Origin of the sequence: Flavobacterium sp. 1, assembly GCF_002797935.1 — a bacterium.
Taxonomy (GTDB): Bacteria; Bacteroidota; Bacteroidia; order Flavobacteriales; family Flavobacteriaceae; genus Flavobacterium.
In genome coordinates, this window is the sequence record NZ_PGER01000001.1 from 2,052,638 (window position 1) to 2,065,959 (window position 13,322).

Annotated in this window: 15 protein-coding genes; 11 read left to right on the top strand and 4 right to left on the bottom strand. The window is 33.6% G+C overall.

All coding sequences use genetic code 11. From position 1 onward, the window contains the following. Window positions 1-139: 139 nt before the first annotated feature. From CLU83_RS08225 to CLU83_RS08265, 8 genes are all read left to right on the top strand, one after another. Window positions 140-949 carry a Dam family site-specific DNA-(adenine-N6)-methyltransferase gene (locus CLU83_RS08225; RefSeq protein ID WP_100431152.1) on the top strand — a complete coding sequence of 270 codons (810 nt, stop codon included), beginning with the start codon at window positions 140-142 and terminating at the stop codon, window positions 947-949. A 3-nt stretch (window positions 950-952) separates the two neighbouring features. Further along, complete coding sequence (locus CLU83_RS08230) at window positions 953-1,408, top strand: hypothetical protein (RefSeq protein ID WP_100431153.1); 456 nt, start codon at window positions 953-955, stop codon at window positions 1,406-1,408. 4 nt (window positions 1,409-1,412) lie between these two features. Continuing rightward, window positions 1,413-2,546 carry a DGQHR domain-containing protein gene (locus tag CLU83_RS08235; protein ID WP_100431154.1) on the top strand — a complete coding sequence of 378 codons (1,134 nt, stop codon included), beginning with the start codon at window positions 1,413-1,415 and terminating at the stop codon, window positions 2,544-2,546. Window positions 2,547-2,773: 227 nt separating this feature from the next. Then, window positions 2,774-3,223, top strand: a complete 450-nt coding sequence (locus CLU83_RS08240; RefSeq protein WP_100431155.1) for an SRPBCC family protein — start codon at window positions 2,774-2,776, stop codon at window positions 3,221-3,223. A 233-nt stretch (window positions 3,224-3,456) separates the two neighbouring features. Further along, on the top strand, window positions 3,457-3,864 hold the full coding sequence (locus CLU83_RS08245) for a VOC family protein (protein ID WP_100431156.1): 408 nt from the start codon (window positions 3,457-3,459) through the stop codon (window positions 3,862-3,864). Between the two features lie 51 nt (window positions 3,865-3,915). Continuing rightward, entirely contained in the window at window positions 3,916-4,113 is a 198-nt protein-coding gene (locus CLU83_RS08250) for a YqaE/Pmp3 family membrane protein (protein WP_100431157.1), read from the top strand. 27 nt (window positions 4,114-4,140) lie between these two features. Beyond that, window positions 4,141-4,431, top strand: a complete 291-nt coding sequence (locus CLU83_RS08255) for a YciI family protein (RefSeq protein WP_100431158.1) — start codon at window positions 4,141-4,143, stop codon at window positions 4,429-4,431. 712 nt (window positions 4,432-5,143) lie between these two features. Then, window positions 5,144-5,944, top strand: coding sequence for a DUF1961 family protein (locus CLU83_RS08265; protein WP_157802040.1), 801 nt, complete (start codon window positions 5,144-5,146; stop codon window positions 5,942-5,944). A 228-nt stretch (window positions 5,945-6,172) separates the two neighbouring features. Here CLU83_RS08265 and CLU83_RS08270 read toward each other — a convergent pair whose 3' ends face one another. Next, complete coding sequence (locus CLU83_RS08270; RefSeq protein ID WP_100431160.1) at window positions 6,173-6,556, bottom strand: DUF3037 domain-containing protein; 384 nt, start codon at window positions 6,554-6,556, stop codon at window positions 6,173-6,175. Next, entirely contained in the window at window positions 6,534-7,328 is a 795-nt protein-coding gene (locus CLU83_RS08275; RefSeq protein ID WP_100431161.1) for a HipA family kinase, read from the bottom strand. Before CLU83_RS08275 ends, CLU83_RS08270 begins: the two co-directional genes overlap by 23 nt. Window positions 7,329-7,500: 172 nt before the next feature. Between CLU83_RS08275 and CLU83_RS08280 the strand changes: the two genes are divergently transcribed. Continuing rightward, on the top strand, window positions 7,501-9,603 hold the full coding sequence (locus CLU83_RS08280; protein WP_100431162.1) for a beta-galactosidase: 2,103 nt from the start codon (window positions 7,501-7,503) through the stop codon (window positions 9,601-9,603). Window positions 9,604-9,896: 293 nt separating this feature from the next. On the opposite strand, the gene CLU83_RS08285 is transcribed toward CLU83_RS08280, so the two are convergent. Then, window positions 9,897-10,349, bottom strand: a complete 453-nt coding sequence (locus CLU83_RS08285; protein WP_100431163.1) for a hypothetical protein — start codon at window positions 10,347-10,349, stop codon at window positions 9,897-9,899. A gap of 77 nt (window positions 10,350-10,426) precedes the next feature. Then, window positions 10,427-11,275, bottom strand: coding sequence for an NAD(P)H-hydrate dehydratase (locus CLU83_RS08290; protein ID WP_100431164.1), 849 nt, complete (start codon window positions 11,273-11,275; stop codon window positions 10,427-10,429). 400 nt (window positions 11,276-11,675) lie between these two features. Here CLU83_RS08290 and CLU83_RS08295 point away from each other — a divergent pair, with 400 nt between their 5' ends. Both CLU83_RS08295 and CLU83_RS08300 read left to right on the top strand, forming a co-directional pair. After that, window positions 11,676-12,623, top strand: coding sequence for a hypothetical protein (locus CLU83_RS08295; RefSeq protein WP_100431165.1), 948 nt, complete (start codon window positions 11,676-11,678; stop codon window positions 12,621-12,623). Between the two features lie 116 nt (window positions 12,624-12,739). After that, window positions 12,740-13,291 carry a dihydrofolate reductase family protein gene (locus CLU83_RS08300; RefSeq protein WP_100431166.1) on the top strand — a complete coding sequence of 184 codons (552 nt, stop codon included), beginning with the start codon at window positions 12,740-12,742 and terminating at the stop codon, window positions 13,289-13,291. The last annotated feature ends 31 nt before the right edge of the window (window positions 13,292-13,322 follow it).

Sequence of the window (13,322 nt, forward strand, 5' to 3'; positions counted from 1 at the left end):
ATATATTTGAAAAAAAAAGTTATGAAATGAACTTTCGTGTATAAACCTGCCAGTTGGGTAGATTAGCGAAAGTTTGTTTCATATATACAAGCTAGTGGCATGGTTTAAAAATCGAACAAAATAGGAACAATATAGAAAAATGACAAAACCTTTTTTAAGATGGGCAGGAGGAAAAACTTGGTTTACTAACCATATTGAAGAGCTATTGCCAAGAAATATAAATAATTATTACGAGCCATTTCTTGGTGGTGGTGCAATATTTTTTTATTTAAAATCAAAAGGATTAATTAATGGGAAATGCTATTTATCAGATAGTAATGAAGAATTAATAAATGCCTATAAAGTTTTAAAAAGAAATCCAAAAGAACTATTTGAATTACTAAAAACGCATATCAATTCCGAAACTGAATATTACAGAATGAGAGAAACAATTTATACAGATAATATTGAAAGAGCATCAAGATTTATCTATTTAAATAAAACTTCATTTAATGGAATTTATAGAGTTAATAAAAATGGAGGTTACAATGTCCCTTTCGGTCATAGGAAACTTGAAAAAATGTATGATTTTGAACATTTAACTCGTGTTTCTAAAATGTTCAAAAACTGTTTTTTTACAGTCAAAGATTTTAAAAAAGTTCTTTATGATGTAAAAGAAAATGATCTAATATTTATTGATCCTCCTTATACAGTTGCTCACGAAAATAACGGATTTATACAGTATAATCAATCTTTGTTTTCTTGGGAAAATCAAATCGAGCTTTCAAAAATGCTTATAAAAATAAAAAATAAAAATGCTAATTTCATAATGACAAATGCTTCTCATTGGAGTATTGAGAAATTATATAATGATAAAGGGAATAAAACAACATTGTCAAGAGCAAGTACAATTGGTGGCATTGGTGCAAATAGAACTAAATACAAAGAATTAATTTATACAAATTTATAATTTATGCAAGAACATCATAAATCCGCTTTATTAGAAACTTTATTTATTTTGGTATTGGTAATCTTTCCAACATTATTTGGAGTTATGAAGATATTTTTCACAACCGAAAATGTATCTGCTGAAACTTTATATAAATCTGGTGAATTCTTTTTGTATGCAGTTTCATTATTAAGTTCCTCTTTCCTTGTATACAATCATTTTAGAATTAGAAAAAGTGATTTCAATAGTATTTTTAGTTTCTTAACAATAATATTGATTTTGATTTTTTCGTTTGCTTATACAGCACTTGCAAATACAATGACACCAGATCTAAATAGAATAAAATACTCATCAATAATATCATTTATTATTTCAATTCCAATTTTTTATTATGCTCAAGTCGTATCTAATAAAAACTCTCCAGACATCGGAGAACAAAGAAGGAATGAACAAGTAGTAATTGAAAACGCATTAAACTAATCAAATGGAAAACAATAGACAAAAAATAACTTTTAAATGCCTTGAAGTTCTTCAACCAATTGGTGTAATGTATGTTGGAGCAATGGATTGTTCAGATCTTGAAACTATTACATATGCTGATGTTAGACGTTTAGAAATAGGAAAAGACAACAGAGAAATTGAAGATTACATAGGTATCCAAAGACATTTGGATCCAAGGAGAGAAAAAGAGATTGGAAAATATGTCAATTTAGTTGATGCAACATTTCCAAACAGCATAATAATATCAGTTTCATCGGAATTTGTCAAATACGACAAAGAAACAAGCATAATGGAAATCGATTTTAAAGATGATATTGCTAAAGTGCTTGATGGCCAACATAGAATTGCAGGACTACGTCATTATGAAAAAGCAGCGAGTACTTTTCAATTAGTAGTTTCCATATATTTAGATATGGAGTTAGAAGATCAAGCAATTGTTTTTTCAACAATCAATAAAGAACAAAAGAGTGTGTCAAATTCTTTAGTTGCTGATTTATTTGCATTTGCAGAAAGTAGAAGTCCTCAAAAAACAGGGCATAATATTGCTCGTGCATTATCTAAAAAAGAAGGAAGTCCATTATATAATAAAATAAAAATATTAGGAAAAGCAGAAACTTTAAGCCAAACAATCACTCAAGATACTTTTGTAAAATCTTTGTTAGTTTATATAACAAACGACAAACAATCTGATAGAGATTTTTATAAACGTAATAAAAATGATAAAAAGGCTAAACTTCCTTATGTACACGAAAAAGAACTAAAAAGACATTTCTTGCGAAATCTTTTTATTGATGATTTTGATGACATACAAATTGCGCAAATTATTTGGAATTATTTTTATGCCGTTCAACAAAAATGGCCAAACGCTTGGAATGAAACTAAAAACGATAGTATATTAAATAAATCTACTGGTTTTATTGCATTGATGAAGTTTTTTAAAGATGCCTACTTAAGTTTTGATAAAATAGGTAAAGTTATTACAAAAGATGAATTTAAAACCATTTTTGATAATATGGAATTAACGGAAGAAGATTTCAACACAACAAAATATGTACCAGGTGGAATGGGAATTAGTAATTTATATAAAGATTTAAAAACACAAAGCGGAATAATATAAAAGTTCAACTACACGAAGTATTCGTTGCTATGTGTTTAGCGAAGTCTCCCGACTTGCTAAACAAGCTGAGCAAATAATACAAATCTAAAATCAAAATAACAACCCGCTGTAGCAAAGAAACATTAGCACTCATTATAAAACAACACTCACCGCCAAACAAAAAATTTTGCCAAACAGAAAAATTTAATCCAAAAAATAGTAATTTTAACTATCTAAAAAAGAACATCATGGCAAATAATAAAGTTACACTTCACAGAGTTTTTACGGCAGCACCTGAGAAAGTTTATAAAGCATTCACAGATGCGGATGCAATGGCGTCTTGGTTACCGCCTTATGGTTTTGTCTGCAAAGTACATAGTATGGATTTCCAAATTGGGGGAAAATACAAAATGTCGTTTACCAATTTTACTACGGGTAGCAGTTATTCATTTGGCGGAGAATATTTAGAAATTATACCTAATGAACGATTAAAATATTCAGACGAGTTTGACGACCCAAATTTACCGGGACAAATGATTACAACAATCGAACTCCGAAAAGTACTATGCGGTACAGAACTTTTTGCAACACAGGAAGGAATTCCTGATGCAATACCAACTGAAATGTGTTATTTAGGCTGGCAGGAATCGTTAGAAAAATTAAAACGTTTGGTAGAACCTAATATTTCGGATGCTTAACTAAGTAGTAAAAAACTCATTGGGTTTAATTATTTTTAAACACATAGAAACATAGAATTTATAGTTTTTTAAAAAGAGCTTGATAGACGTTTTACTTTTCACATAGACAATCTATGTGAAAAATGGTGCTATTTCTATTCATTCTTAATGATTTGACAATAAATCTATGTGTCTATGTGTTTAATTTTTTATTCAAACAGTAGTACATTCAACAAGAATTAAAAACTAAAAAAATGGCAAAACAAATTTTTATCAATTTAGCAGTAACTGACCTTCAAAAATCTATGGCTTTTTATACTGCATTAGGCTTTACGAACAATCCTCAATTTTCGGATGACAGTGGAAAATGCATGGTTTGGTGTGAAAACATTTTTGTAATGCTTTTGACACACGAAAAGTTTTCAAACTTTGCAACCAAACCCATTGCTGACACAAAATCAAACATAGCAGGACTTTTTTCATTATCGACTGAAAGTGTTGATGAGGTAAACAGCATTATGACCAATGGACTAAACGCCGGCGGAATAGAGCCGAGCGAAATGAAAGATTATGGTTTTATGCAACAGCGGACTATCGAAGATTTTGACGGACACACTTGGGAAATTTTCTATATGGATATTTCAAAATTTCCGACAGCATAGCAAGACGGAACAAAAAACAAATAACTGATTTTCAGACAACCCAGAAACACTATGACATTAATTGCAATATTTTTTCCGTTTGTTTCCTTCTTTTTGAGAGGCAGAATTCTAACTTCTATTCTCTGCTTAATCTTGCAGATAACTTTAATTGGCTGGATTCCTGCGGCAATTTGGGCTGTTATTTCACTGCAAAACTCAAGAGCTGATAAACGCAACAATAAGCTTATTAAAGCTTTGAAAAAACAATAAATAAAACATAACTAAAAAACGCGCTAAATGTTTATCGTTTCATTATCCTATAAAAAAGACTTAAGTGAGATAGAAAAATTTATGGAATCTCACATTCAATTTTTAGACAAATACTATTCTGAAAAGAAATTCATTTTTTCGGGAAGGAAAAATCCAAGAACAGGCGGGGTAATATTAGTTCGTAATGTAGACAGAGATTCATTGCAGGAAATTATTAAGCAAGATCCTTTTTATCAGAATGAAATCGCTGATTATGAAATCACCGAAGTAATTCCGACCAAATATGATGAAGATTTTGCGGTTTTTATAGAAAAATAGGGTTTTATCAATTAGACTAAAACCAATATGAAATTACTTCAATATTTTTTTCAGAAAAGAATGGTTTTAATTTTATTTCTGATTTTCATTCTCATCAATCTATTTTCAAATCGATGCAAACATTTTGGAATTAACAAAACTGTTGGATGGGCTTGGGATATCAATATGGTTTATTTAAGTCCGTTAATTTTCTTAATCTTCTTTTATGTCTTTTTATTAGCTTATGGAATTATCGCTTTCAGCAAAAGAAAAACAAATTTAAAACTTTCAATTTTACATACAGCAATTATTTTGGCTTCTGCAGTTCTAATGGAAATTAATGAAATAGAAATTTTAATGGTTTGTAATATCTTATCATTTACTGTATTTTCAGCAAATTTATTTGGAACTTTTAAGAATTATAAACACTCCCATTAAACCATATTTCAAAATCAGATGAAATATCAATGTTTTAACCGCTAAATTTCTTTATCAACGTACAGCCCGCGTAAGGGATTGCGGTGATATCTCCCGATTTAAAAAAACAAGGCTTTTTAGCCGTAGTTTTCTATATCGGGAATAAAGCCAAAAGCCCGACCCCAAAGCCAACAGAAAGATAAATCTGAAACGAAATTTTCTGCTTTGGGGTTACGCCCAAATTATACATTTCATGATAAAAAAATTATCGGTTACTGAAGTAAGTTTACTACTTTAGACAATAAAAATATTGATAATGGATAAAAACCTGCTTCTGATTCTCATACTTTTTTTCTCGGCTTTAATGAGAGGTCAAAATACTGATTTAGCTGAATTTGAAACCCTAAACCAATCAAAGCAATGGCAATTACAATTTAATGATCCCTGTACTAAGGATTGGCAATCCAAATGGTTTTTGGACGGGCTTCATGCCGATATTAAAAACACAAAGGAAGGAATGCTTTTTAGCGGCGGGAATGTGGAAGGAGATGATGCTTATAATGCGGTATTATGGACGAAAGATTCTTTTAAAGGAGATGTAAAAATCGAATACAGCTACACAAAAACAGACAACAAGACGATCTGGGCTACGATTTTATATCTTCAGGCGACTGGTATTGGTATTGCTCCTTATGTCGAAGATATATCGCAATGGAATAATTTAAGAGAAATTCCGGCGATGAAAACGTATTATACGAATATGAAAGCGCTGCACATTAGCTATGCTTCGTATGATAATAAAAACACAGATATAAAAAACGATTATATCAGAGTGCGAAAGTATCCTGTGCTTGCGGGTCAAAATTTTAATACCACAACAGAAATTCCGAGCGCGAGTTTTGAAACAGGACTGTTTAATCCTAATGAAACGTATCAGATAACAATTATCAAAAACGATAAAAAACTTTATTTTAAAGTAGTTGGGAAAAACATTTCGAAACTATTCTCTTGGGATCTTTCCAATTCTCCAGCTATACTTGAGGGCAGAATTGGTTTAAGGCACATGCATACTAGATCGGCTCGGTATAAAGATTTTTCGGTCTTTACAAAGAGATAGAAAAACCTTTAACATATGATTTTTTACCGCAGATTCGCAGATTTTAATGTAAATTTTAGCAACTAAATTATGCCCATTCAATCAAACTTATGCACCCGAGCTAAGCGAGCTGACGAAGTAAATTAGGCTCAATAAAATTAGAAAAATCTGCTTTTCAAAAAAAAATCAGCGAATCTGCGGTTATTTTTTTAACTCATACATTTGCACTGAAAAATCGCTAATCCTATTTTATAAAACCAATTCTTCAAACAAACGCTGAATGGTTTTATCCAAATCTTCACAAAAACCCGAATGCGGTCTAGAAGTTTGTATCGCTGAGCTACGTATAGCTGTTAACCAACGAAAACGGGACGGAATATCGAACTCGCCGATAGGTCCGCCGGCCTTTCCTCCGTGAGCTATTTTCTGAAAAGATTCTAAATTTAATTCGAGCTGTTCCAAATCAAAATCTTCGGAAAGCATCAGCAATTTAGCTTCATTGACAGCATAGCGCATTTTTATGAATTTCGCTTTTTTGCAAAACAGAATAATGCCTACATTCAGGAATTCTTCTCGTTCTACCCTTGGCACAACGCGAATAACGGCATACTCATATAAGTTTTTCTCTTGCATTTTGGGCTTCATTTATAAAAATTTCTGAATGGTTTAATCTTGTCCATAAAAACTGAAAATAAACATCTCTTATTTCATCGGGTGTTAACTCGCTGTCTTCCCAATGGAGCCAATCTTCTGGTATGTAATTAACAATGTCCTGCAGTATTTCTTTGGTAAGTAGCTTTCTAAAAGCAAGATCTGTTGCCTGCAGTTCAGTTGCTTGAGGCAGTAAAACATGGTCTTTTATCAATGCAAAAGGACTCTTGGCATGCGTTTCCCAACTATTCCAAGAATGATGAAAATAGAGCGACGCTCCATGATCGATCAGCCATAATTCTTTGTGCCAAATAAGCATATTGGTATTTCGAAACGTACGGTCAACATTGGTAATAAAAGCATCGAGCCAAACAATTTGCGAAGACAGCTCGGGTGAAAGTTTCGTCACCACAGGATCAAAAGTAATTGCCCCTGATAAAAAATGCAAAGCCAGATTCAGTCCTTGGCTTCCCTGCAATAAATCCTGAATTTCTTCGTCTCCTTCGGTGCGTCCAAAGGCTTCGTCGAGATTGGCAAAAACTAATTCAGGCATTTTTAGATTCAAAACTCTGGCAATCTCCCCTCCTATCAATTCGGCAATCAGGGCTTTTACGCCATGACCTGCTCCTCTGAATTTTAAAACATATTTAAAATCATCATCAGCTTCGGCCAAAGCTGGCAGTGAACCGCCTTCACGTAATGGCGAAATGTAGCGCGTAACATTTACAGTTCGTAATTCAAGTGGTTTTTTCATAGCACAGTTTTAGGAACTGCAAACTTACAAATAACTATTTTCTTTAAAGATACTAAGCTACTAAGATTTTGCAGACAGCCCAAACCGTTAAACAATTTAAACGTTTAAACAATCTTAAACCTTTTTTAAAAAAACTTATATTTGTAATTCATACACTTCTAAATATTTTCTTATGAAATATAAAATTACTGCCTTGTATCAGCACTACTTTCTGGCGCTACTGCTTCTTTTTAGTTCGGCGACATTTGCACAAAAATTAGAAAAGTTCTTTCCGCTCAAAGATTTAACTTCTGTAGGAGTTTATTACTACCCGGAACATTGGGATCCTTCTCAATGGGAGCGTGATTTTCAAAACATGGAAAAAATGGGTTTTGAATTCACTCATTTTGGAGAATTTGCTTGGGCACAGCTAGAGCCAGAAGAAGGAAAATACGATTTCAAATGGCTCGATAAATCATTGGAACTGGCAGAAAAATACCATCTCAAAGTCATTATGTGTACTTCTACCGCTACACCTCCTGTATGGCTCGTCCGCAAACATCCAGATGTCCTTGCTACTAACGAAGACGGCACCAAAATGGATCATGGAACACGTCAGCATGCTACTTTTTCCAGTAATTACTACCGTTCCTATTCGATGAAAATGATTGCCGAATTAGCAAAAAGATATGGCAATGATAAACGCATCATGGGTTGGCAAGTAGATAATGAGCCACGCCGTTTTCTGGATTATGGAAAAGACGCTCCGCAGCGATACCGTGATTGGCTGAAAGAAAAATACAAAACCATTGGCACTCTGAACGAGGCTTGGGGAAACAATTTCTGGAGCGGTACTTACAGCAGTTTTGACGAAATCAATATTCCGTTACACGCAGAATGGGGAATGAACCTGCATTCACAGCTTGATCATTACCGTTTTGCCGATAATGAAACCGCTACCTTTTTGGACAATCAAGCTAAAGAAATCCGTAAATTTTCAAACCCAAATCAATGGATCACTTCCAATTATATTCCAATGTATGACGTGGGTTATGTAGGAATGAGCAAAGAACTGGATTTTGTAAGCTACACCCGATATATGGTTTACGGAAGCGATCTTGGCATTGGTCCAAAAGGATATCGCGTGGGAGAATATTCCCGTATTTCAATGTCCAATGATTTTTTCCGCCCGCTGAAAGGCGCTTATGGCGTTATGGAATTACAGCCGGGACAAGTAAACTGGGGAAGCATTAATCCCCAGCCGTTGCCTGGCGCAATTCGTATGTGGTTATGGCATGTTTTTGCCGGCGGGAGCAAATTTACCTGTACCTACCGCTTTCGTGCGCCTTTGTATGGCTACGAGCAATTTCATTACGGAATTGTAGGAACCGATGGTGTTACCCCAACCACAGGCGGATTGGAATTTAGCCAGTTCATAAAAGACATCAATACACTGCGTAAAAAATACGATGCCAAATCTCAATTGCCAAAAGACTATCTGAAACGCAAAACTGGGATTTTATTCAATCCTGATAATGTGATGGGAATTGAACTAAACAGACAAACCAACCAATGGAATACAACTGAACATTTTGCAAAATATTACAAGGCTGTAAAATCGTTTGGAGCGCCTGTGGATTTTGTGCGTGATACCACTAATTTTTCAAATTATCCTATTTTAATCGTTCCTGCTTATCAGATGATTGATCAGCAAATGATTGATAAACTGACTGCTTATGCACAAAACGGAGGAAACTTGATATTGAGCTGCCGTACAGGAATCCAAAACCGCAAAGGCCATCTTTGGGAAGCTAAATTTTATCAGCCGATGTGGAAACTGATTGGTTCTGAAATAGAATCTTATGATTTATTGATGCCGCAATCTCCAGATAAAATTAAATTCAACAATCAGGAATTTGTATGGACAAGCTGGGGCGATTTATTGAAACCGGACAAAGAAACCGAAGTATGGGGAACTTATCAAGGCGATTTCTATGCCGGAACTCCTGCTGTTGTTTCTCATAAATTAGGTAAAGGAACGGTGACTTATATTGGAGTTGATTCGAAAAAAGGAGATCTTGAAAAACAAGTATTAACTAAATTATACCAACAGCAAAACATCCCGATTGAAAATTATCCAGAAGGCGTTATGGTCGAATACCGAGATGGTTTTGGAATCGCAGTAAACTATTCTGATAAAGTGTATAAAATGAAAATCCCTGCAAATGCTGAAATTATCATAGGAACACCATCCCTGAAAACTGCAGATGTATTGGTTTGGAAATATAAAAATTAATATTATTTAGTACTCCTGCAAGGTCTTTTCCGAGACCTTGTAGGTGTTTTAATAACTGTTTTATACCTACAAGTTAATACCATTTAGAAATATAAAATAATCCAATTCTTGTCCCCTCTCTTTTGGAGAGGGTTAGGGTGAGGTTAAATAAAGAAACTATTTTATATTTCTAAATGGTATAAAAAAAACCTTGCAGGATATCCAAAAACTAACCATTAAAAAAATTAAGCTTAATGATTCTTAATTTCTTAATGGTTTAAAAAAAGAATTGGTATTAAAAATAACACGAAAAATCATTTCCCAAATTCCCTTTTCTCTATTGGCTCAAATAAAAAATTCGAATCTTTAAATTCTAATGTTCCTTTCACATAAAAAGGTATCGTCATATAAGTCGAAATCAATCCTGTTCCCTGTTTTAATTTTTGATTGCTTTCTAGCAAAACAAAAGGTGCTCTTTTTATATCTCCGCCATAAGATCTGTAACAAAAGTCTCCTCTCAATGTATCTCCAATCCTATTTCCTCTAACGGCTCCTGAATCTTTTCCCAAAAGACCATATCGAATTTCATATTCTCCATAAAAAGTGTTTTTTGTAAATACTAATGACAGAAAAGCTGTTTCATCGCCTTTTGAAGCTTTGTAAAATTTCCTGATAGTATTGTTTTCCCTCTTGTTGCAAGCTTGCAGTAAAATAATCACTGTTGCCATAAAAAACAGCTGTTTAACTATGCGTTTATTTGTTCTCATTTCTTTCGAATACAATTGACAAAGCAAATATAAAATATCAATAAACAAGCTTGGTTGTTTTTTTTATGAACATTTAATTAATCTTCCAAACTCAAATACGCTTTCCCAATATGAGCAATACTATCTGAAGCTATAAAAGATTGATAACCTGTTTCGGGCAACGCAATATCGGCAGTCAATCCGTGCAGATAAACGCCTAATATTGCAGCATCACATGGTTTATAGGATTGCGCCAAAAGACTGGTAATCATTCCCGTCAGGACATCACCGCTTCCGGCTGTTGCCAGCGCAGCATTTCCCGTAATATTGCGATAAACCGTTTCGCCGTCAATGATGTGGGTTGGCGCTCCTTTCATTACAATAATCACTTGGTTTACTACCGAAAAAGCAATGGTTTTTTGAAACATTTCCTCCTCCAATTGCCATTTCCCAATCAGCCGTTCCAGTTCTTTAGGATGTGGCGTCAAAATAGTTCTAGGCGGAACCAACGCCATCCAAGACGGATTCTGCGCCAAAATATTTAACGCATCGGCATCAATAACCATTGGGATACTGGTATTCGACAAAAAATCATGAAACGCATTTTGGGTTGCAGTTTTCTGTCCCATTCCCGGGCCAATTCCTATAGCATTTGGTTTCAAATCAAAATCAATATCCGAAAGGTGTTTTTCATGAACATCGGTCACCACCATCACTTCGGGATTAGCAATCTGCACAATTTGATAACCGCATTGCGGTACAAAAGCAGTGACCAATCCGCAGCCTGTTTTCAGCGCAGCTTTACTGGACAAACACACCGCTCCTATCTTGCCATAGCTCCCGCCAATGAGCAATGCGTGTCCCTGCAGGCCTTTATGGGTTTGCTTTACAATGGGTTTGTACCTTTTTAAGATTTCATTTCTATCAATGGCAATTGCGGTATTCATAAGATTGATTTTTCTATTAAAGATACGAAATTCTAAAACTCAAATTTCAAACTTTCAAACTTTTCTGGGCGTGACCCCAGCAGGAAAAGGGGCTGACTCATAGCAGCGGGTATACAGCCCCTTTCCCTGCTGCGGTCGGGCTATCTGGGCTACTTCGGTAGCTTCCGTCTATCCCTCACGCAAATCACCACAACTTTTAAGGAAAACGAGATGATTATTATTTTTAAGAAATATTCATAATAGCCTTACAATTATTTACACAAAAAAACTAAATTAGCTGAATACTAAAAAAGCTGTTTTATGGCATAAAACCCAATAGTATGGGCAAATTGGAGCCATTTTATGGCTAGTATATAGAAGTTGTGCATCATTTTATATAAGCCCCTAAATTCAATAAACAATGCTAAATGAAAAAGATTTTTTTTGGAAAAATTTTAGATTAGGAACTGAATTACAAAATTCAGGGACATTTATTTACAATGGAATTTTTCATTTAGATAATATTGAATATTTTAGATTTGAAGAAGAATGTTTTGAATTTCTGTATAATATTTCGGTTGGAATTGAAAGGCTAGAAAAAATTCTGATTATTTTAATTGAACACGACAACAAAAATAAATCACAAGAAGAATTTGAGAAATCACTAATCACCCACAATCATTTAGAATTGTTAAAACGTATTAAAGCGGAAAGGCAACTAAATTTCGGTAAAACTCATATAAAATTTTTAGTACTATTGGCTAATTTTTATAAATCAGTTAGATATGAAAGATTTAACATTTCTTCTGTATATAAACCATCACAAGAAAAAGAGAAATTAGTTGAATTTATTATAAGTGAACTTAAAGTAGAATTAACTGAAGGACCACAAAATTTATTAGAAAACACAGAACAAGTTAAAAACTTTTTAGGAAAATTAATCGATAAAATTTCAACCACATTATATGACCTAATTAAAATAGAAGCTAGAAGAATTGGCACTTTTACTCACGAAATAAGATATAATTCGAAGGCTTATAAAATTTTCACAGAGAAAGAGTTTGATTTCAAAAATGAAAAATTAATGCAAAGAGAGGTTCTTTTATTTCTACTAAAAAAATTCCCAAAAGACGAATTGAAGAAATTTATTGATAGTATTGAACCACTTCCATTTGAACAATATCATACAAACCAATATATTGAAAGTATTTTAAATATTCATAAAGACGGAAGTGTTAAAGATGAAATGTTGTCGATATATGAGGATGAACGACCATCAAAAAATAGATTAAATGATATTTTGGCGATAGGTTCAGATTTTAATTTTGAATATTTTGGTAAAAATGAAGAAGATGATTTTGAAGAATAAAAACGACCCCAGCTCCGCAAAGTCGGGAGACTTTGCGGAGCGACTAACACCAGAACATTGGCTATCATCAAGGGAAATATCTTATAAAAACTAACAATTGATTAAACAAAAATAGTATGAGAAAACTAATTGCAGCAATCAATATGACACTTGATGGAGTTTGCGACCATACTGCAGGATTGCCTGATGAAGAAATCCATCAACACTATACGGAATTACTGGGTCAGGGAGACGCCATTTTATATGGCAGAACTACCTATCAGCTTATGGAATTTTGGCGGACAATTTTAGAAAATCCTTCAGAAGAAAAATCAATGAATGACTTTGCCATAGCTATTGACACTATTCCAAAGATTGTTTTTTCCCATACCCTGAGCAATGTTGAATGGAAAAGTGCAGCCATAGCAAATGGTAATTTAAAAGAAACTGTTCTGGAACTCAAGAAGCAATCAGGTGCAGCAATTTTTGTTGGCAGTCCCAGTTTAATTATACAGCTAATGAAACTTAACTTGATTGATGAGCTCCAACTTTGCATATATCCGGTTGTTGCAGGAAGCGGTTTGCTATTATTTGAAAACATAAACGATAGAACAATTTTTAAACTCGTAAAGACTAAAACCTTTAAAGGTGGAGCGGTAATTCTGTATTATGAACCGAGAAACGAATAACAAATAAAAAACAAAGTCTTCTGACTTTGCG